General features: G+C 68.1%; 18 protein-coding genes, 1 tRNA gene and 5 pseudogenes. 6 read left to right on the plus strand and 18 right to left on the minus strand.

Going from position 1 to position 18,831, the window contains the following annotated elements; all coding sequences use genetic code 11:
* Nucleotides 1–9 precede the first annotated feature (9 nt).
* Together cysS and rlmB are read left to right on the plus strand one after the other, a co-directional pair.
* Entirely contained in the window at nt 10–1,410 is a 1,401-nt protein-coding gene (cysS, locus tag K9U37_RS05935) for a cysteine--tRNA ligase (protein ID WP_243070916.1), read from the plus strand.
* Nucleotides 1,411–2,343 (plus strand): 23S rRNA (guanosine(2251)-2'-O)-methyltransferase RlmB, encoded by a 933-nt coding sequence (rlmB, locus tag K9U37_RS05940; RefSeq protein ID WP_243070917.1) that lies wholly within the window; start codon nt 1,411–1,413, stop codon nt 2,341–2,343.
* Nucleotides 2,344–2,392: 49 nt separating this feature from the next.
* On the opposite strand, the gene K9U37_RS05945 is transcribed toward rlmB, so the two are convergent.
* The 4 genes from K9U37_RS05945 to K9U37_RS05960 are packed head-to-tail and all read right to left on the minus strand — an operon-like array spanning nt 2,393 to nt 5,769.
* Nucleotides 2,393–3,151, minus strand: coding sequence for a LamB/YcsF family protein (locus tag K9U37_RS05945; protein ID WP_243070918.1), 759 nt, complete (start codon nt 3,149–3,151; stop codon nt 2,393–2,395).
* Between the two features lie 19 nt (nt 3,152–3,170).
* Nucleotides 3,171–4,037 (minus strand): metal ABC transporter permease, encoded by an 867-nt coding sequence (locus K9U37_RS05950; RefSeq protein WP_243070919.1) that lies wholly within the window; start codon nt 4,035–4,037, stop codon nt 3,171–3,173.
* Complete coding sequence (locus K9U37_RS05955; RefSeq protein WP_243070920.1) at nt 4,030–4,842, minus strand: metal ABC transporter ATP-binding protein; 813 nt, start codon at nt 4,840–4,842, stop codon at nt 4,030–4,032. The genes K9U37_RS05950 and K9U37_RS05955 overlap by 8 nt, the downstream gene beginning before the upstream one ends.
* A gap of 9 nt (nt 4,843–4,851) precedes the next feature.
* Complete coding sequence (locus K9U37_RS05960) at nt 4,852–5,769, minus strand: metal ABC transporter solute-binding protein, Zn/Mn family (RefSeq protein ID WP_243070921.1); 918 nt, start codon at nt 5,767–5,769, stop codon at nt 4,852–4,854.
* A 100-nt stretch (nt 5,770–5,869) separates the two neighbouring features.
* Here K9U37_RS05960 and K9U37_RS05965 point away from each other — a divergent pair, with 100 nt between their 5' ends.
* Nucleotides 5,870–6,970 carry an Rv3575c family transcriptional regulator gene (locus K9U37_RS05965; RefSeq protein WP_243070922.1) on the plus strand — a complete coding sequence of 367 codons (1,101 nt, stop codon included), beginning with the start codon at nt 5,870–5,872 and terminating at the stop codon, nt 6,968–6,970.
* Between the two features lie 3 nt (nt 6,971–6,973).
* On the opposite strand, the gene otsB is transcribed toward K9U37_RS05965, so the two are convergent.
* Complete coding sequence (gene otsB, locus K9U37_RS05970) at nt 6,974–7,741, minus strand: trehalose-phosphatase (RefSeq protein WP_243070923.1); 768 nt, start codon at nt 7,739–7,741, stop codon at nt 6,974–6,976.
* A gap of 5 nt (nt 7,742–7,746) precedes the next feature.
* On the minus strand, nt 7,747–8,409 hold the full coding sequence (gene kstR / locus K9U37_RS05975; RefSeq protein WP_243070924.1) for a cholesterol catabolism transcriptional regulator KstR: 663 nt from the start codon (nt 8,407–8,409) through the stop codon (nt 7,747–7,749).
* 113 nt (nt 8,410–8,522) lie between these two features.
* Here kstR and K9U37_RS05980 point away from each other — a divergent pair.
* A pseudogene (locus K9U37_RS05980) lies at nt 8,523–8,729 on the plus strand (hypothetical protein); the annotation flags it as partial.
* Between the two features lie 124 nt (nt 8,730–8,853).
* Here the strand turns inward: K9U37_RS05980 and K9U37_RS05985 are convergent.
* Nucleotides 8,854–10,017 (minus strand): pyridoxal phosphate-dependent aminotransferase, encoded by a 1,164-nt coding sequence (locus K9U37_RS05985; protein ID WP_243070925.1) that lies wholly within the window; start codon nt 10,015–10,017, stop codon nt 8,854–8,856.
* A 10-nt stretch (nt 10,018–10,027) separates the two neighbouring features.
* Nucleotides 10,028–10,182, minus strand: a pseudogene (locus K9U37_RS05990) (acyl-CoA dehydrogenase IpdE2); the annotation flags it as partial.
* On the opposite strand from K9U37_RS05990, the pseudogene K9U37_RS05995 reads away from it, so the two are divergent.
* Nucleotides 10,172–10,267: pseudogene (locus tag K9U37_RS05995) on the plus strand (hypothetical protein); the annotation flags it as partial. The pseudogenes K9U37_RS05990 and K9U37_RS05995 sit on opposite strands and share 11 nt — an antisense overlap.
* 164 nt (nt 10,268–10,431) lie before the next feature.
* Here the strand turns inward: K9U37_RS05995 and K9U37_RS06000 are convergent.
* The 3 genes and pseudogenes from K9U37_RS06000 to K9U37_RS06010 all read right to left on the minus strand — a co-directional run.
* The gene (locus tag K9U37_RS06000) at nt 10,432–10,608 is read right to left on the minus strand and encodes a hypothetical protein (protein WP_308197341.1); all 177 of its coding nucleotides are present in this window, start codon (nt 10,606–10,608) and stop codon (nt 10,432–10,434) included.
* A gap of 10 nt (nt 10,609–10,618) precedes the next feature.
* Nucleotides 10,619–11,038, minus strand: a complete 420-nt coding sequence (locus K9U37_RS06005; protein WP_243070926.1) for a nitroreductase/quinone reductase family protein — start codon at nt 11,036–11,038, stop codon at nt 10,619–10,621.
* A 126-nt stretch (nt 11,039–11,164) separates the two neighbouring features.
* A pseudogene (locus K9U37_RS06010) lies at nt 11,165–11,278 on the minus strand (nitronate monooxygenase); the annotation flags it as partial.
* A 474-nt stretch (nt 11,279–11,752) separates the two neighbouring features.
* On the opposite strand from K9U37_RS06010, the pseudogene K9U37_RS06015 reads away from it, so the two are divergent.
* Nucleotides 11,753–11,854, plus strand: a pseudogene (locus K9U37_RS06015) (amidohydrolase family protein); the annotation flags it as partial.
* A gap of 3 nt (nt 11,855–11,857) precedes the next feature.
* On the opposite strand, the gene K9U37_RS06020 reads toward K9U37_RS06015, so the two are convergent.
* The 7 genes from K9U37_RS06020 to K9U37_RS06050 all read right to left on the minus strand — a co-directional run bounded on the left by K9U37_RS06020 (nt 11,858) and on the right by K9U37_RS06050 (nt 18,809).
* Nucleotides 11,858–13,321, minus strand: a complete 1,464-nt coding sequence (locus tag K9U37_RS06020; protein ID WP_243070927.1) for an alpha,alpha-trehalose-phosphate synthase (UDP-forming) — start codon at nt 13,319–13,321, stop codon at nt 11,858–11,860.
* A gap of 3 nt (nt 13,322–13,324) precedes the next feature.
* Nucleotides 13,325–13,489 (minus strand): hypothetical protein, encoded by a 165-nt coding sequence (locus K9U37_RS06025; protein ID WP_243070928.1) that lies wholly within the window; start codon nt 13,487–13,489, stop codon nt 13,325–13,327.
* Nucleotides 13,490–13,554: 65 nt separating this feature from the next.
* Nucleotides 13,555–13,812 carry a hypothetical protein gene (locus K9U37_RS06030; RefSeq protein WP_243070929.1) on the minus strand — a complete coding sequence of 86 codons (258 nt, stop codon included), beginning with the start codon at nt 13,810–13,812 and terminating at the stop codon, nt 13,555–13,557.
* Between the two features lie 364 nt (nt 13,813–14,176).
* Nucleotides 14,177–15,736 carry an LCP family protein gene (locus K9U37_RS06035; RefSeq protein ID WP_372489400.1) on the minus strand — a complete coding sequence of 520 codons (1,560 nt, stop codon included), beginning with the start codon at nt 15,734–15,736 and terminating at the stop codon, nt 14,177–14,179.
* 190 nt (nt 15,737–15,926) lie between these two features.
* Nucleotides 15,927–17,417, minus strand: coding sequence for an Ig-like domain-containing protein (locus K9U37_RS06040; protein WP_243070930.1), 1,491 nt, complete (start codon nt 17,415–17,417; stop codon nt 15,927–15,929).
* 535 nt (nt 17,418–17,952) lie between these two features.
* Nucleotides 17,953–18,027, minus strand: a tRNA-Thr gene (locus K9U37_RS06045).
* Between the two features lie 47 nt (nt 18,028–18,074).
* Nucleotides 18,075–18,809 (minus strand): hypothetical protein, encoded by a 735-nt coding sequence (locus K9U37_RS06050; protein ID WP_243070931.1) that lies wholly within the window; start codon nt 18,807–18,809, stop codon nt 18,075–18,077.
* Between the last annotated feature and the right edge of the window lie 22 nt (nt 18,810–18,831).

Genomic DNA, 18,831 nt, shown 5'->3' on the forward strand with positions numbered 1-18,831 from the left:
TGGCGCGTCGTGACCGGCGAGCTGCGTTTGCACGATACCTACACGGGTACCGTGCGCGAGTTCGTACCGCTGCGTCCCGGTCACGTCTCGATCTACCTGTGCGGCGCCACAGTGCAGGGCCTGCCCCACATCGGCCACGTCCGCAGTGGTGTCGCCTTCGATGTGCTGCGCCGCTGGCTGATCGCCAAGGGCTACGACGTCGCCTTCGTCCGCAATGTCACCGACATCGACGACAAGATCCTCAGCAAGGCGGCAGACGCCGGCCGGCCCTGGTGGGAGTGGGCTGCCACCCACGAACGGGAGTTCTCGGCCGCCTACGACGCGCTCGGTGTGCTCCCGCCGTCGGCCGAGCCCCGGGCGACCGGGCACATCACCCAGATCGTCGAGCTCATCGAGCGGCTCGTCGACACCGGCCACGCCTACACCGGAGCCGGCGACGTCTACTTCGACGTCCTGAGCTTCCCCGAGTACGGCAACCTCTCCGGACACAAGATCGACGACGTGCACCAGGGCGAGGGTGCCGGCGAGGGCAAACGCGACCAGCGCGACTTCACATTGTGGAAGGGCGCCAAGCCGGGGGAGCCGTCATGGCCGACGCCGTGGGGACGCGGCCGGCCCGGCTGGCATTCCGAATGCGTGGCGATGGCGCACGAATACCTCGGCGCCGAGTTCGACATCCATTGCGGTGGAATGGATCTCGTCTTCCCGCACCACGAGAACGAGATCGCGCAGGCTCGCGCGGCCGGCGACGGCTTCGCCCGTTACTGGCTGCACAACGGCTGGGTCACCATGGGTGGCGAGAAGATGAGCAAGTCGCTGGGCAATGTTTTGGCGATACCTGCTGTGCTGCAACGGGTTCGGCCTGCGGAGCTGCGCTACTATCTGGGCAGTGCGCACTACCGGTCGATGCTGGAGTTCTCCGAGACCGCGCTGCAGGACGCCGTGAAGGCATACACCGGGATCGAGGATTTCCTGCACCGGGTGCGCACCCGCGTCGGTGCGGTGGTGCCCACCGGTTGGACCGAGAGGTTCGGCGCCGCACTCGACGACGATCTCGCGGTGCCGATCGCGCTGGCCGAGGTGCACAGCGCGCGGGCCGAGGGCAACCGGGCGCTGGAGTCCGGCGACCACGAGGCCGCGCTGGCCAAGGCCGGCCAGATCCGGTCCATGCTGGGCATTCTCGGCTGCGATCCCCTCGACGATCGCTGGGAGAATCGCGACGAGACCTCCGCGGCATTGGGGGCCGTCGACGTCCTGGTGCGCGCGGAGCTCAAGCGCCGCGACGAGGCCCGGCAGAGCCGTGACTGGGCACAGGCAGACGAGATCCGCGACCGCCTCAACGAGGCCGGCATCGAGGTCACCGACACAGCAGACGGGCCGCAGTGGTCCCTCCGCGAGGAAGGCAAATAGATGGCCGGCAACTCGCGGCGTCGCGGCGCGGTCCGTAAGGCCGGCACTAAGAAGGGTCCCACCGTCGGGTCCGGCGGACAGCGAAGACGAGGGCTCGAGGGTCGGGGTGCCACACCGCCGGCGCACATGCGCCCGGGGCATCCGGCGGCCCGCCGGGCCGCCAAGCAGACGCGCAGGCCGGCCAAGCCCACCGACGAGACCGAGATCGTTCTCGGCCGCAATCCGGTCGTCGAATGCCTGCGAGCAGACGCCCCGGCGACGGCGCTGTACGTGGCGCTGGGCGCCGAAGCCGACGAGCGGATGACCGAATCGGTCACGCTGGCCGCCGACCGCGGCATCCCCATCCTCGAGGTGCCGCGCACCGACCTGGACCGGATGAGCTCCAACGGGTTGCACCAGGGCATCGCATTGCAGGTGCCGCCGTACGCCTACGCCCACCCCGACGACCTGCTGGCCAAGGCCACCAGCGACGTCGAGCCCGCTCTCATCGTCGCATTGGACAACATCTCCGATCCGCGCAATCTCGGGGCGATCGTGCGCTCGGTTGCGGCCTTCGCCGGCCACGGTGTGCTGATCCCGCAACGACGTTCGGCGTCGGTAACGGCGGTGGCGTGGCGTACCAGTGCGGGCGCCGCCGCCCGTGTTCCGGTCGCCCGCGCCACCAACCTCAACCGGACGCTCAGGGAATGGTCCGACGCCGGCCTGCAGGTGGTCGGCCTCGACGCCGAGGGTGACACCGTCCTCGACGAGTTCGACGCGTCGGGCCCGCTGGTGGTGGTCGTCGGTTCCGAGGGCAAAGGGCTCTCGCGACTGGTGCGGCAGAACTGCGATGCGGTGGTGTCGATCCCGATGGCCGGACCGATGGAGTCGCTCAACGCCTCGGTGGCCGCCGGTGTGGTGCTGGCCGAGATCGCCCGCCAGCGCCGCCGATAGGCAGACTGCCACTAGTCGTCGACGTCCGGGCGGCCGATCTCGAGCCGCATCAGATGAATGCCGCCAGCTCGATCCCGTCGGCCAGCAGGCGTTTGCGCACCGCGGTGGCGATCTCCACCGCACCTGGTGAATCACCGTGAACGCAAACGGATTCCACCTCTACCTCGATGGTCGATCCGTCGGCTGCGGTGACCCGGCCGGAGGTCACCATGGTCGCGACGCGTTCGGCGATCTGGTTGGGGTCGAGCAGCACGGCACCCTTCTCCCGACGGGAGACCAGCTGCCCGTCGGGGCGGTAGGCGCGGTCGGCGAAGGCCTCGGCGACCGTGCGCATGCCGAGCCGGCGGGCTTCCTCGAAGAAGACGGAACCGGAAAGCCCCAGGACCGGCATACCCGGGTCGACGGTGTGGACGGCCGCGGCGACGGCGCGGGCCTGATCACGGTTCTTGACGATCGTGTTGTACAGCGCCCCATGGGGTTTGATGTAGCCGACGGCGGATCCTGCGGCCTGTGCCAGTGCCTGCAAAGCCCCGATCTGATAGATCACGTCGGCGGTCAGCTCTTCGGGATCGACGTCGATGTAGCGGCGTCCGAAGCCGCTGAGGTCGTGGTAGCCGACCTGGGCTCCGATGCGCACACCGGTGGCCGCGGCGGACCGGCAGGTGGTGGCCAGCCGCACCGGGTCGCCGGCGTGGAAGCCGCAGGCGATATTGGCGCTGGTGACGATCTCGAGCATGGCGTCGTCGTCGCCGAGCTCCCAGATCCCGAAGCCCTCGCCCAGGTCTGCGTTCAAGTCCACAGATGGCACTCCGCCAGCCTAGTGGGCGTCAGGCTGCCGCCGGGTCGTGATGTCGTCGGCTGATCGCCCAGCACACCAGATAGATCACGAACGAGATGGTGGTGACGAACACCGACACCGGTACACCGGGCGCCAGCGACAGCACGATGCCGACCACCGCCGAGACCTCGGCGAACACCACCGACGCGGCGATCACGGCCACCGGCGAGCTGAACACCCGCGCAGCGGCCGCCGCCGGCGTGATCAGCAGCGACATCACCAGCAGCGCCCCGACGATCTGCACGCCCTGTGCGGCGACCACGCCGACCAGCGCGGCGAACACGATGCCCAGCACCCGCACCGGGACCCCGCGCGCGGCGGCCACCTCGGGGTCGGCGGTCGCGAACAGCAGCGGCCGGTAGCTGCCTGCCAGCGCCGCGATCACCAGCACCGTCACCGCCACCAGCAGTGCCAGCCCGGAGTAGCCGACGCCGACGATCTGCCCGGTCAGCAGGGCGAAGCTGGTTCCGGTGCGGCCCGGGTAGAGGTGGATGAACAGCACGGCGAGGCCCAGCCCGAACGCCAGCACCACGCCGATCGCCGAGTCGCGTTCGCGGGCCCGCTGGCCCAGGACGCCGAACAGGATGGCGGCCAGCCCGCAGCCCAGCAGCGCGCCGATGCCGACGTTGAGACCGGCCAGCAGTGCGAACGCCGCACCGGTCAGCGACAGCTCGCTGGAGCCGTGCACTGCGAACGACATCTGGCGCATCACGATGAAGGGCCCGATCAGGCCCGCCACCAATGCCAGCAGTGCGGCCGCGATCAGGGCCTGCTGCACGAAGTCGCGGCTGAGCAGGTCTGAGGTGATGTGGAACGAGAACAGGTTGTCCAGCAGGTGCGAGAGCTTGTCAGTCATGGGTGTGCCCCAGGGTGTGCCCGGACTGGTCGAGGTGTTCGCCGACGACCACGTAGCGGCTTCCGACCTGGACGACCTGGATGTCTGCTTGGTACAGCTCCGAGAGCGTCTCGGATGTCATGACCTCGGCTACCGTGCCGATCCGGAATCGGCCGTCGACGAGGTAGATGACCCGGTCGACGTACGGCAGCACGGGGTTGACCTCGTGGGTGACGAACATGACCGCGGTGCCGGACTGGCGGCGGCGGTCGATGAGCTTGGCGACCAGCCGCGCGTTGGCTGGATCCAGGTTGAGCAGCGGCTCGTCGCACAGCAGCAGGACGGGGTCGCTGGCCAGCGCCTGCGCGATGCGCACCCGCTGCAGCTCGCCGCCGGACATCACGCCGACGGCGACTTGGGCCAGCTTGAGCGCGTGGACCTGGGCCAGTGCCCGGTCGACGGCCTCGCGCCGCCGGATCCGCTCGCTGCGCCGCAGCGGCGCCACACCCCAGCGGTGCCCGTCGACTCCGAGGCGAACCAGATCCTGTCCACGCAGGCTCAGGCCGCGGTCGACGGCGCGGTGCTGAGGTACGTAGCCGATCCGATCGCTGCCCGCTTCGATCGGCCTGCCCTCGATGGCGGCGGTGCCGGCACTGAGCGGAAGCTGGCCCAGCAGCACCTTGAGCAGCGAGGTCTTGCCGGTTCCGTTCGGGCCGAGGATGGCGATGAACTCCCCGGCCGACACCGTCAGGTCCAGGTGGTCCCACAGCACCCGGTCGCCGAAGGCCAATCGGGCACCGGTCAACGAGACGACTTCGGCAGCCACAATCAGTGATTATCGGTTTTGCTGCAGTGCGCCCGCCAACCGGTTGGCGGTATCGCGCTGCCAGGTCAGGTAGTCGCTGCCCGCGGGCAGTGTCTCGGTGACGTCGACGAGGGGAACGCCGGCGTTCTGGGCGGCGGCCTGAACCTGCTTGGTCACCGCGGTCACGGTCTGGTTGTTGAACACCACGGCGGCCACCTGACGGTTCTTGATCAGGTCGAGCATGGCGGCGATGTCGACGGGTGCGGGGTCGGTGTCCTGTTCCACCGCGCTGGCGAATCCCGCCGGGGTCTTGTCGGTCAGGCCGGCGGCGACCAGCAGGTAGTGGGCGACGGGTTCGGTTGCCGCCACGGCCGCACCGGGATGTGTTGTGCGGATGGACTTTTCGGTGTGTGCGATGGCGTCGGCGCTGCGGTTGAAGTCGGCTGCGTTGTTCTTGTAGTCGGCGGCGTGGGTGGGATCGTCCTGAGCCAGCCGGTCGGCGACCGCGGCGGCAACGGCTTTGGCGGTGCCCAGGTCGTAGAAGACGTGCTCGTTGGCCGGGCTGGGTTCACCGGGTGCGGCCGCGTGCAGCGAGTAGGCGTTGACCGAGGCCACGGCCGGGTGGTCGGCCAGGACGTCGTCGACCCAGTGGTCGTAGCCCCCGCCGTTGTAGACCACCAGCGTGGCGTCGGAGATGGCGGCCGCGTCCGACGGGCTGGCCTCGAAGGAGTGCGGGTCGGCCGAGGCGTTGGTGATGATCGAGGTCACCTTGGCGTGGTCGCCGGCGACCGCATGCGCGATGCTGCCCCAGACGTCGGTCGAGGCGACGACGGTGGGCATCGTGGACGGGGCGCCGGCCCCGTCGTTCTTCGCACCGCCACATCCGCTCAGCCCCGCCGACAGCACCAGTGCCGAGAGCACCGCAACCGCACCACCGCGCAGGATCATCACTTCCGCCTCACCGTCTAATACAAATGAAAACCGTTTCCAATAACTCTAGTGCATTTCTGCCGGGTTCGCGCAAGCTGATGCGCTAGCGTCACAGAGCATGTCCAGAAGTCCCGCGCCGCGGCGCCGGGCCACCCTGGCCTCATTGGCGGCCGAGCTGAAGGTATCGCGCACCACCATCTCCAACGCCTACAACCGGCCCGATCAGCTGTCGGCCGATCTGCGTGCGCGGGTGCTGGCCACCGCCAAGCGCCTGGGCTACCCTGGGCCGGATCCGGTGGCCCGCTCGCTGCGGACTCGTCGGGCCGGTGCCACCGGGCTGCTCATCACCGAGCCGCTGACCTACTCGTTCAGCGACCCCGCCGCGCTCAATTTCGTTGCCGGGGTAGCCGAATCGTGTGAGGAGGCCGGCCAGGGGCTGCTTCTGGTCGCCGCCGGTCCGGGCCGCAGCGTGTCCGATGGCACCAATGCGGTGCTCTCGGCAGGAGTGGACGGCTTCGTCGTGTACGCCGCCGCCGACGACGATCCCTATCTGCAGACCGTTCTGCAACGACACGTTCCGGTGGTCGTGGTCGACCAGCCCAAACATGTCCCCGGGGCCTCCCGGGTGGGGGTTGACGACCGGGCCGCGATGCGCGAATTGGCCGACTACGTCGTCGGTCTGGGCCACCGCGAGATCGGCCTGCTGACCATGCGGCTCGGCAGTGAACGCCGGGCCGGCGACGAGAGTTCAGGCCTCGTCACGCCGGACCGGTTGCAAAGCTCGCACTTCGGTGTCCAAAGCGAGCGGATCGCCGGTGTGCGCGATGCGATGGCCGCGGCGGGGCTGGATCCCGACCGGCTTACCCTCGTGGAGAGCTACCAACATCTGCCCGCCTCGGGTGCCAGCGCCGCCGAACTGGCGCTGCAGACCAACCCGCACCTCACCGCGCTGATGTGCACCGCGGACGTGCTGGCGCTCTCGGCGATGGATTACCTTCGCGCCCACGGCATTTACGTTCCCGGCCAGATGACGGTCACCGGATTCGACGGTATCCCCGACGCGCTGAGCCGGGGTCTGACCACGGTGTCTCAGCCGACTCTGGAGAAGGGCAAGCATGCCGGGCGGCTGCTGCACAACCCGCCGCGCGGCGGACTGCCGGTCATCGAGGTCCTTCCCACCGAGCTGGTTCGCGGGCGCACCGCCGGGCCGCCGGCCTAGGAACTAGGCGCCCAGCCACTCACGCCGGATGTCGTGCAGAACCTGAAGGGCAACCGCCACGTCGTCGGGTGCATCGACCCGGTAGGCGGCCCGGGTGTCGCCCGAACCGACCTTGACTCCGATGTCGGCTCCGCTCAGCCGGCGAAACGCCTTCTCGTCGGTGACGTCGTCGCCGAAGAACACCACCGCGTCCGCCTCGCCCCGACGGCGCAGCAGCTCGATCGCCTCGCCCTTGTCGGTGTCGATCACCGCGAACTCCCGCACCGCCTTGCCCTCGGTGACATGGACGTCCCAGTCCCGGACCGCGGCCAGTGCGGCGTCGAGGGCTTCCTGGGCATGTTCGGGCGCGGCGTTGCGCACGTGGAAGGTCACGCTGACGGGCTTGGTCTCGATGGTCGCCCCCGGGTACCGCGCGGCCAGTGCGGCCATCGTCTGCTCGAGGTCGACCAGCAGCGCTCTGGCGGAGTCGTCGATGGCGTCGAGGAAGGTGGCGTCGAACTCCGATCCGTGGCTGCCCACCAGGTGGACTTCGGCCGGCGCCCCGGACAGTTCGGTCAGGTCACGGCGCGCCCGCCCGGAGATCAACGCCGCGGTGGTCTCCCGCAACGCGGCCAGCGCGGCCAGCGCCTCGGCCGCCGACGGGATCGGCCGGGCGTCGGACGGGTTGGAGACGATGGGTGCGACGGTGCCGTCGAAGTCGGAGGCCACCAGCAGGCGCGGGACCCGCGCCACGTCGGTCAGCGCACGGTGCAGATCGTCGGGGAGAGCCACCGGTTCTAGGGCGTGCACGCGTCGCCGACGAGCAACCGCACCGCGAGGTCCAGACGTTTGCTCACGTCGGTGGCCGAGGCCCGCCGCGTGAGCCACGCCAGCAGGTTGGACAGCCACACATCGGAGATGACCCGGGCGATGTGGTACTGATCCTCGGTCGGCTCGCCATCGCTCATAGCGCGCGCGAACATGCTGTCGATGATCTTCTCGACGTGATCAACCTCGCCGGCCGCAGAGGCGTCGGCGAAGACGTAGGCCCGCGTCATCGCCTCGGTCAGCAACGGGTTGCGCTGCATGGCCCGGTTGAGCTTGCCCATCATGAAGTTGAGTCGCTGAAACGGGGTGCCGCCGGCGACGGCCGAGCGGTCGGTCTTGGCGTCGATCCGGTCGAACTCTCGGGCCAGCGCCGAAACCAGCAGGTGCACCTTGGACGGGAAGTAGCGGTAGAGCGTGCCGACCGCCACGTCGGCGCGATCGGCGACCGCGCGCATCTGAACGGCCTCGTAACCGCCCTTGGAGGCGATCGCCGCGGTCGCGTCGAGGATGCGCTCGCGGCGTTCACGCTGGGCTTCTGAACCGAGTTCCGATTCGGCGAGTACTGACACCGGCATCACCTCACGCCGCTGCGACCCTGAACCGGCCGACGACTTCTGCGCGGGCGACGACATGGTTAGGTCAGCTCCTTCCGTGAGCGCTCGTGGAAAACGATACGCATCGCTATCGTGCGTCGCGCCTTTTGTCCTGCCGGCGCTACTAGAACACGTTCTAGTGGGCCTACAACCTGCTGGCGCCGCACTGGCCGAAGCCCTACGGCCGCAACGCGGAGCTGATCGATCGATTCGTGCCGGCCACACTGCGCGGCGAACTGATCTGCTGCCAGCTGTTCAGCGAGCGGGGCACCGGCTCTGATCTCGCCGCATTGCGGATGAAAGCCGTTCGGACAGAAGGCGGCTGGAAGCTCACCTGGACGGAGTTCGCATCCGCAGCGCTGTTCTTCTTCCGTGCCGTGGTCCCGATGGGCGCTTGGCCGCGACTGCTCGGCGGCCTTGCCACCCTCGGTGCGCTGACCCGGCTTGCGGTGACCTACTGGGTCTCGACAACGGAATCGGCGGCTAACGCTCCAGCCAGGGCCCCAGCCGACGCAGCGCCTCGTCGATGTCGGAGGCCGGCCCGGCGAACGACAGTCGCACGAACGAGCCGCCGTGGACGGTGTCGAAGTCGATGCCCGGGGCAATCGCCAAACCGGTATCGGCAAGCAGCTTTTCGCAGAGCGTCAATGAATCCGAGGTGAAGTCCGAGATGTCGGCGTAGACGTAGAACGCGCCGTCGGTCGGTGCCAGCCGGGTGATCCCGATCTGGCGCAGTCCACTGAGCAGCGTCTCCCGGTTCAGCGCGTACTGATGCAGGTGGCTCTCGGCCTCAGCCACCGCCTCCGGGGTGAACGCGGCCACCGCGGCGTACTGCGGCAGCACCGGTGGGCAGATCGTGAAGTTCCCCGTCAGGCAGTCCACTGCGCGGCGCAACTCCGCGGGCACCAGCAGCCACCCCAACCGCCATCCGGTCATCGCGTAGTACTTCGAAAAGCTGTTCGCCACAACCGCATTGCGCGATGTCTGCCACGCGCACGAGGTCTCCGGCGCGCCGGGATAGGTCAGCCCGTGGTACACCTCATCACTGATCAGCCGCACGCCGGCCTCGTCGCACCAAGACGCGATCGCGGCCAGTTCGGCTGGCGGGATCACCGTGCCGGTCGGGTTGGCCGGGCTCGCCACGATCACACCCTGCACCGGCGGATCGAGCTCTGCCAGCATCTGCACCGTCGGCTGAAATCGCGTCTCCGGCCCGCAGGGGATCTCGACGACCTCGCAACCCAGTGCCGAGAGGATGTTGCGGTAGCACGGGTAGCCGGGGCTGGCGATGGCCACCCGGTCGCCAACGTCGAAACAGGCCAGGAAGGCCAGCAGGAATCCGCCCGACGAGCCGGTGGTTAGCACGACGTCGTCGACACTCACGTCGATCCCGTATCGGTCGCCGTACGACCCGGCGATCGCCTCCCGTAACTCCGGGATGCCCAGCGCGACGGTGTAGCCGAGCTGGCTGGCCTCAAGGGCTGCGGCCGCGGCCGCACGTACCGGCTCGGGAGCGCCGACGCTGGGCTGTCCGGCAGACAGGTTGACCAGGTCGCCGTGGGTGCGTTGGCGCTCGGCGGCGGCCAGCCAGACGTCCATCACATAGAACGGTGGAATGCCTGCCCGCAGCGCGACGTGATGGTTCACCGGACCCAGGCTAGAACACCTCGGATTCCAGCTTGCGCAGTTGGTCGCTCGGCGGACCGAACAGCTGTGCGCTGCCGTGCGCCCGCTTAAGTGCAGCTGGATGTCGCGCTCCCAGGTGATGGCGATGCCGCCGTGGAAATGGATCGCCTCGCCGCCGACCAACGAGTCGGAGAACTGGCTGTACCGCCAGGGCAATCAGGAGATCTCGCAGTTCCGCGGCGCAGAGCTGATCGCCGAGAAGTGGAACCTGTGCCCTGCTGCGAGAAGCTGCCGACCCCGGCGATTGTGCCGACATCGTGGCCCTTGATTGGCGTCGGGACCGTGGCCGTCACCGCTGTGGTACGCGGTGCGGATGGTGGCCAGCGCGGGCTGCTGCTGGGCGGCGGCGGTCCACTCGAGCACCTCGCCGGCCGATCAGCAGCCCGGTCCGCCCTGGATGTTGGTGTTCGGGTCGAGGACCGTCACCTCGCCCCAGCCGATGCCGAAGCGGACCCGCACGCCAGCGTCGATGGCCGCCCCGACGTTGGGGTAGCTGCCCTGGAACTCGGCACCGACGGCGAAGGCCGGCGGGTCCGTCGCGGTCGATGCCATCACAGCTTCATCACGACGTGGAGTCGATGGTGGCGCGCAGATAGTGCTCGATCCCGGTCCGCTCGAACGTCCGGCGCCGGTCGCGCGGCAGCAGCGGCAGCGCCTCGGTCGCGCTGATGATCTCCGGAGCGGTGACGTCGAAGGTCTGCCCCTTGGTCGTGATGCGAGCTCCTCCGGCGGTCAGCACGTTGCGCAGCCAATCCACCTGGGTGCCATAGGGCAGGGGCACGATGAACCGGTCGCCGACCCGGTCAGCCACCACCGGGGTGGCGAAGTGCTTGCCGGATCGCCGGCCGGTGTGGTGGACGACCGAGGCGTACCAGTACTTGGTGCCCGCCAATCGGAGCATCAGCGGATTGAGCAGATACTTGTTCGACTGCCGAATCAGGTCGCGGAACTGGCGTGGCCAGGTATCCGGTGCGAATGCCATGACTTCCCCCGACGTCGTGCAGGCTTCTGGACACTATACGCGTCACTCGACGAGTGCGCCCGCCGACTGGAGGTGCTTGATCGCATCGCCGACGATGGTCTCGATCAGTTCGGCGCACGGCGCCACGCCGGCGGTGGAGCTGGCTGAGACCAGCCGGGCGCCGGCCACCCAGCCCATGCCGGTCTGCACGACCGGATGCTCGATACCGACCAGTTCGGTCAGCGGGGTGCGCAGCCTCATCCGGCCGGTGGCCGACATCGTCGCCGAACTGGTGTCGGGCTTCGAGGCGGCGACGCGCACGTTGGTCGACATTCGCGACAGCTGAGCAGGTCGGGATTTGTGACGGACATCATCGACCGGCGGTGACACCGGCCCAGGATCAACGCGGTCGAGTCGGCGGACAGTCTCACGGCCGTCGGCACCCGCGAAGGCGGCCCTACGACCGCGATTACCGTCAGCGCCAGCACCGCGGACGCGATCGACACCAACATCCGCACGCCCGCGTGAGGGAAGCTCCGGACCTGCCTCCACGGCGGGTGTCAGGCTCCGTGAAGGAAGTCTTGGTCGCGTGCGACGCGACGAACTTCAGTAGTTCACCATTGCTATCTCGCCGGTCTTCGCACGCGTCGAAACAACCGACATTCGCAACAGTTGAGCGAGCCCGCGTCTGCAGTCGAACGCGATGACGGTCGACGTGTGGATGAATTCCGATCGCAACGAACCGTCGCCGCGATGGACGACGCCGAGGTCGAGGTCGGCCTGCTGACAACACGGCGCGGACCCAACGGTCAGGACCTGATCTCCAACGACGAGGTCGATCTAGGGCCCGCTGTGGCCGGCCGGTTTGGCGTCGGCGAGTGCATCGAGGAAGGACCGGGCCCACCGGTCGACATCGTGGGCCAGCACCTGGCGCCGCAGTGCGCGCATCCGCCGGCGGCCCTCCTCGGAGGTCTGGTTCAGCGCGGCCTCGATGGTGTCCTTGAGCCCTTCGAGGTCGTGCGGGTTGGTCAGGTAGGCCTGGCGCAATTCGGCTGCGGCGCCGGTGAACTCGCTGAGCACCAGCGCTCCGCCGAGGTCGCTGCGGCACGCGACGTACTCCTTGGCCACCAGGTTCATCCCGTCCCGGAACGGGGTGACCAGCATGACGTCGGCGGCCACGAAGAACGCGATGAGCTCGTCGCGCGGCACCGGGCGGTGCAGATAGTGCACCACCGGATGGCCGACCTCGCCGTACTCACCGTTGATGTGGCCGACCTGCTGTTCGATTTCGTTGCGCAGGATGCGGTAGCTCTTCACCCGCTCGCGGCTCGGGGTGGCCAGCTGAACCAGCACGGTGTCATCACGTTTAGCCCGCCCTTCGGAGAGCAACTCCGAAAACGCTTTGAGCCGAACGTCGATGCCCTTGGTGTAGTCCAGCCGGTCCACGCCCAGCAGGATCTTGCGCGGGTTGCCCAACTCGGCGCGAATCTCGCGGGCGCGGCGCCGGATGCCGCGGTGACGGGCGGTTCGGTCGAGGTCGGTGGAGTCGATCGAGATGGGGAAGGCCCCGACCTTCACCGTCCGAAAACCGAGCTGGACTTCACCGAACCGGGACCGCACACCCACCGATGCACGGGATGTGTTGGCGCCCACCAACCGTCGGGACAGGAACAGGAAGTTCTGGGCACCGCCGGGCAGATGGAACCCGACCAGGTCGGCGCCCAGGAGGCCTTCGATGATCTCGGTGCGCCAGGGCATCTGCATGAACAGTTCGACCGGCGGGAACGGGATGTGCAGGAAGAAGCCGATCGTCAGATCCGGGCGCAACATCCGCAGCATCTTGGGTACCAGCTGAAGCTGGTAATCCTGCACCCACACCGTGGCACCCTCGGCGGCCGCCCGTGACGTCGCCTCCGCGAACCGCCGGTTGACGTCGACGTAGCGGTCCCACCAGTCACGGCGGTAGATCGGCTTGACGATCACATCGTGATAGAGCGGCCACAGTGTGGCGTTGGAGAACCCCTCGTAGTACTCGGCGAACTCATCGGCGCTCAGCCGCACCGGGAACAGCTGAAGCTCGTCTTCGACGATCGGGTCCTCGGGGCCGTCGACGATGCCCGGCCACCCTATCCAGGCGCCGCGTCGACGGCGCAACAGTGGTTCCAGCGCGGTGACCAGGCCACCGGGGCTGCGTTTCCACGTGACGGAGCCGTCCGGCAGCCGCTCCATGTCGATCGGCAGGCGGTTGGCGACCACTACGAAGTCAGAGGTTCCGGAGCTGGTGGATTTCCGGCCTCCGGACACGGTCTAGCCCTCTGGCTTTGACGGTCCAATACCGAGCATCGAGAGGAAGACCCGGCACTCGGCGGCGTCGGTGGCGTAGGCGGCGACGACGCGCCTGGCCTGGCGGGCTGTACTGTCGGCCAGCGGCTCGACGTCGTCGATATCCGCGGGATCTGATTTAGCTGGCATGACTCAACTGTAGGTGAACTACTCGCCCGTGGTTGACGTAGAGCGGCATCATTGCCCTTCCGTTTCTATGGGCTGGAGGAAATGCTCGAGGGAGGCTCGACCGCGGGGACCTGGTCCTCCTGCAGCCCGATGCACTTCCCGGTGTTGGCGCCGGTGCACGGAATGCCCTGAACTTCCGGAAGACTTCGGGAGTCACCCGGCGTCGAGGACGTGATTCCGGTGCCGGCAGGAGTCGGGTAGTTGCCGCCGGGAGTGTTCGGCACCATCTCGGGCACGCACTCGCCAATGTAGATGTCCTCGACCTCACCGGCCGGGCACGCCACAGAAGACCCTGCCGGGGTCTGTGACGACATCACGAAAGCAGCCGCCGGAGCGGCTGCGATCGCGATGCTCAACCCTCCCCCGAGGAGGATTCGTCGACCGGCTGAGGAGGAATTCGCCATACTTCACAACTCCTTGAGAAGTAGGCGGAGTCCCTTGCCGGCACTCCGCTCTACGGACTGGACGAGATGCCCGAGTGCGGCTCCACGACGGGAGGCTGCTGCTCTTCGTGCAATCCTATGCACTGACCGGCGTTTGTGCCTGTGCAAGGGATCCCCTGGACCTCGGGCAGGGCTGTTCGAGTCGCCCGGGGCGGAGAAGGAGATGTCGCCGGGCGTCTACTCCGGTCGGGCCGCGCGCGAAACGCTAATTCACGCAGGGAATTCCGCCACCGTCAATAGGTTTGCCCTGGTCCGGCGTGGGTGAGGTCGTCATCCCGTACCAGCTGTTGGCGGTCGTGATGTCAGCGGCTTCCTCGGTGACCGGTTGATCGGTCGGGACGTCGTACCCGTCGCCGAGGATGACGCGGAGGTGGTCGGCGGCCAGGGCGCTGCTGGCTTGCGGTGCGTTGTCGATGCCCAGCAGGGTGGCCACCGACTGTGCGTCGGTGCGGCCGCCCGGCCCGTAGGTGACGACGGTGTCCACCGGTTCACCGGACTCACGGTCGCGAACCTCGGCGACCGGGTAGTCGTGCTTGCCCAGGAGCGCGGCGGCCTGCGAGGCGAGCCCCGATGTCTCGCTGGCGTTGACCACGCTGACCGAGGTCTGCGGGTTGGCCGGTGGAAGCGGTTGTGCTGCAGCAGCTGTCGTGGTTGTCGTGGTGGATTCACCGCCGATGGCACGTGCGATCTCGGCCCGGATCTTGGCCGGGTCGACGATGTTGACGTCCTGGCCGTTGATGTTCTCGTAGCGCACCACCGGCAGCGTGCGGAACTCGACGTCACCACCGGCCAGTGCGGCCATGCGGCGGAACTGGTCCTCGCCCCAGCCCTCCGACAGCACGATGTCCTTGCGGGCGACGTTCATCAGGCTCTTGAACTTGTCGAGGTCGGTGAACGATCCGGACTGCTGCAATTCGTGCATCACCGACAACAGGAACGCCTGCTGTCGGTGAGTGCGATCGAGGTCGCCGTTCCCCAGTCCGTGGCGCTGGCGGACGAAGGACAGCGACTGCGCGGCGTCGAGCCGCTGCCGGCCGGCCGGGAAGTCCGCCCCCGAATAGTCGTCGTGGACGGCGTGGTTGAGGCAGACCTCGACGCCGCCAAGGCTTTGGGCGAGATCGTAGAAGCCCGCGAGATTCACCTCGGCGAAGTAGTCGATGGGTTGACCGGTCAGGTTGCGCACCGCCCGCAGGGTGGCCTTGCGCCCCGCCTCCCGCCCGGCGGTCTCGAGGTCGGCTCGATCGGTGACACCTTCGTCGGTGAGCTTCTGTTCGGTCTCGAACTTGGTCAGCCCGTAGGCCTCTTTGATCTTGATGTGGTCGTAGCCCCTGATCCCGCTGACCGCGACGTAGTCGTCGCGTGGGATCGAGAAGGCCACCACCCGGTCGTCGGCGCCGATGTGTACCAGGATCAACGTGTTGGTGTTGTAGCCGCCGGCCTCGGAGTCCCCGGCGTGCAGCTTGTCGAGGATCTCGTCGGGCAGCTCGTTGCCGTCCTGGTCTTTGCGCGAGTCCAGCCCGATGAGCAGGATGTTCATCGCGCCACCGCTGGATCGCGGTGCGTTGGAGTCCAGTGCCCGCGAGATCGTGATCCCCCCCAGTAGCCCGTGCGCCTGCGAGTAGGCCAGACCGGTCGCCGTCACCACCGCGACGGCGATCAGTCCGACCAGCGTCCGCATCACCCGACGTCCGGTGTCGGGCCGTCCCCGATGCCGGCCGCGGCGGCTGCCCGCAGCGGCCGCACCAGGGGGCGGCGTGGGATTCATGATCGCCAGTATGCGGCCCGATATTGAAGAGCTCGCAGCTAGATCGGTCCGCACCCGCTCGTAGAGCGAGTACCCCGTTGCGCGGCCAGTACGCTCCCGCCCAGATCCAGCGACATCGGGTTGTGCGGGGGTGCGTCGATGAAGACGATCGCGATGGGCCCGCGGCGCTCGAAGTGGAGACCGGCGTCGCTCATGAGGCGGAGCACTCGGCGCTGCGCCTTCTGCGCCGCATGAACGCGAAGCCGATGATGAAGATCGCCAGAGCCTGCGGCTGGTCGGCAATTGTGTAGCCGAGGTCCCTGAGGATGCCGATCTCGACCGGGCTCAGGGTCCTGATGCCCAGTCCGGTGTCGGCCCTGGCGTTCATCAGCTTTGCGTTGGCGCCGGTGAAGGTGGCGTCGTCGAGATGCGACATCGAACTGCCGGAGTCCCACGGGCTCGGCGTGAACAGCGGAACCGGGTTGCCCCCGTACGCGGCCTCGGCGTTCGGGCCGCCGAAGTACAACCCGCCGTTGCCGCCGGTCAGGTTCGTGTTATATGCGACGAGCCAGACGTAGCTGCCGTTGATCGGGTGCGTGCCGTTGGAGGTCACGACGAACTTGTCGAAGGTCGTCCAGTTCGGGACGGTGTTGTTGCCGGCGCTGTCGATGACGGACAGGAAGCCGAAGGTGTGCAGCAGCTCATGCATGGCCGTGGACTGGAAGTCGTACTGGGTGGCGCTCACCGAGTTGCCGAAGCCCCACGGCTGCCCGAAGTTCCAGTCGATCGTGCCGTCCGGCGCCGAGCCGTTGGCGTCCACCCCGGTCAGGATCTTCTGCTGGACGACGGTGTCGTAGAAACCGGGATCGCTGCTGACAAGATCGCTCCCGGCCGATGCCAGGGTGCCGCCGAACAGTGTGTTTTGCCCGGTGACGCTATAGGTGATGGTCACCGGATCGGTGACGATGAGGTAGGACGAGAGGTAGATCGCGGTCGACTGCAGTTCGGCACGGGCGGTGCTCGACCAGTACTGTGAGCCGGCGCCGAAGATGAAGTTGAACCCGATCCTGAGGGGGCCGGTGTTCTGCGTGACCGACACCAGGGCGTCGGTGCTCGCCGCGCGGCCGAGGTCGAACAGGTTGATGTGGAAACCGACGTCGGCTGCGGCGACGGTGAAAGCGTCGGCGCCGGTGAAACTCTGGTTCGGCGTGTAGCTGTAGTTGCCGCTCGTGTCGACCGTGACGCTGCCGTGCTGCGGAGACTGGGTCACGGCGTAGGTGACCGCGTCGCCCTCGAGATCGACCGCGTTGATGCTGCCAGTGATCGCGCCCCCGGTCTGTCCGGTGGTCTGAATCGGGTTGACAGTGGGGGCCTGATTGAAGAAGGTGCGCCGCACCAGCAGTCCCACGCCTTCGACGAGTGACTGGATCGAGTTCACCACCGCCGAGAAGATGTCGTTGATCGACGACGCCAGATCGTTGGCCGCGGGCACCTTCAGTGCGCCGAGGGTGTCCGGTGCGGCTGGGGCGGCCGCCCGTACGACGTTCGGCGTCGTGGTGGCGATGGTGTCGACGGCTGCCGGCGCTGTACTGTCGCCCGCCGTCGACGCCGGAGAAGGCTGGGGGTTTCCGATCGCGCTCAGTACCGCGTCAGCGATCGCGCTCTGAGTGACCGGAGCGCTCGATGCCCGCCGATTCTGCACCGTCGCGCGCTCGAACGGAGTGACTGCGGTCCGGCCGGCGACGGCCGTGGCAGGGGCGGCTGAGCGAGCCGCGCCCGCCCTGGCGGCACCCGTCGAGGCCGCGGCTGACGAGACTGCGGCTGACGAGACTGCGGCTGACGAGACTGCGGCTGACGAGACTGCGGCTGACGATGACGCGGCGGCACCGCCGCGAGCGGATCGGGCTGAGTGGCCGGTCGACGGTGCGGTGGACTTCGCCGGACCCGTCGATACCGAGGACGAGTCCTGGCCAGGGCTATCGGCGGAGGCGACACCTGCTGCCTGCGGCCAAGCCAGCGAGAATCCGACGACGAACGTCGCCGCCCCGACCCGTGCTCCGCGCTGGAGGATCGACATAATCCACCTGCCTTCCCCCGTCTGGTCCGGACGTGTTTCCACGTGGATAACTGCGCCGGCGCTAATTGTAGGGGTCACGGCGAGCAAATCACCCGCAGTCGGGTCGACCCGATGGTTAGTCGTGCTAGTTGGCGTGGCCGCGAGCCCCTTGCCCTGCCGTTGGAGCCCCCTGTCAGGATTGAACTGACGACCTACGCTTTACAAGAGCGTTGCTCTACCACTGAGCTAAGGAGGCGTGGCGGGTCCGGCGAAGCGGCCTGAGCCGGGTCTCAGCTTATCGGGTCAGTCTTCGTCTTCGTCGTGGACCAACCGGTCGCTGTGCACGCGTTCCGAGGTGATCGTGCGGGGCTGCGAATAGCGACGGCGACCCGGGATCGGGATCCGGTCGGCGATGTTGCTCAGCGGGTTGACCACCAGGCTCAACGCGGTCACCGCCTCACGCAGCGCCTCGATGGTCGGTGCCAGCGCCTCGAGTCCCGGCGACAGCCGGTTGAGCGTGTCGGCGACGTCGGCCAGTTGCTCGAGTGGTCCGTGGCGTGCCGTCAGCCTGTCGATTAGGCCGCCCTCGGCGAGCAGCCGGTCGGCCAAGCCGTCTTCGGCCAGCACCCGCTCGATGAGTCCGTCCTCGTCGAGCATCTGGTCGACCAGTCCGCCGGGCGCCAGCGCTCGCTCCAGGCCGCCGCCCTCGGCGGTCATCCGTTCGAGCACTCCGTCCGGCGCGGTGAGCCGGTCGATCAGCCCGCCCGGGCGCATCAGCCGGTCCAGGGGGCCGTCCGGCGCCAGTGCCCGCCCCAACGGAGCATCTTCGTCGACCAGCGCCGCGATCTTGTTCGCTCGGTTGAGGGTTTCCTCCAGGCCGAACATCTGCGCGACAGAACCCGGGCCCGCCGGCTCGCCGAGGGTTCGTCTGGCCAGGTCAAGGCCGGCTCTGGCGATGTCGAGCCCGGCCTCAGTCGCGGCCAGTCCCACCTTCACCGGTGTGGTCGAGACCCCTACCAGCGCCTTTGCCAGGTCCATCTCACGAGTGTAGGGGCGGCGA

This window comes from Candidatus Mycolicibacterium alkanivorans, assembly GCF_022760805.1.
Classification (GTDB): domain Bacteria; phylum Actinomycetota; class Actinomycetes; order Mycobacteriales; family Mycobacteriaceae; genus Mycobacterium; species Mycobacterium alkanivorans.

Bases quoted from the DNA above. Each gene is read 5' to 3' on its own strand.
- rlmB (WP_243070917.1), top strand. From the start codon at position 1,411: ATGGCCGGCAACTCGCGGCGTCGCGGCGCGGTCCGTAAGGCCGGCACT.
- K9U37_RS05950 (WP_243070919.1), bottom strand. From the start codon at position 4,037: ATGACTGACAAGCTCTCGCACCTGCTGGACAACCTGTTCTCGTTCCAC.
- K9U37_RS05960 (WP_243070921.1), bottom strand. From the start codon at position 5,769: ATGATCCTGCGCGGTGGTGCGGTTGCGGTGCTCTCGGCACTGGTGCTG.
- K9U37_RS05965 (WP_243070922.1), top strand. From the start codon at position 5,870: ATGTCCAGAAGTCCCGCGCCGCGGCGCCGGGCCACCCTGGCCTCATTG.
- kstR (WP_243070924.1), bottom strand. From the start codon at position 8,409: ATGTCGTCGCCCGCGCAGAAGTCGTCGGCCGGTTCAGGGTCGCAGCGG.
- K9U37_RS06000 (WP_308197341.1), bottom strand. From the start codon at position 10,608: ATGGCATCGACCGCGACGGACCCGCCGGCCTTCGCCGTCGGTGCCGAG.
- K9U37_RS06005 (WP_243070926.1), bottom strand. From the start codon at position 11,038: ATGGCATTCGCACCGGATACCTGGCCACGCCAGTTCCGCGACCTGATT.
- K9U37_RS06025 (WP_243070928.1), bottom strand. From the start codon at position 13,489: ATGCCAGCTAAATCAGATCCCGCGGATATCGACGACGTCGAGCCGCTG.
- K9U37_RS06035 (WP_372489400.1), bottom strand. From the start codon at position 15,736: ATGAATCCCACGCCGCCCCCTGGTGCGGCCGCTGCGGGCAGCCGCCGC.
- K9U37_RS06050 (WP_243070931.1), bottom strand. From the start codon at position 18,809: ATGGACCTGGCAAAGGCGCTGGTAGGGGTCTCGACCACACCGGTGAAG.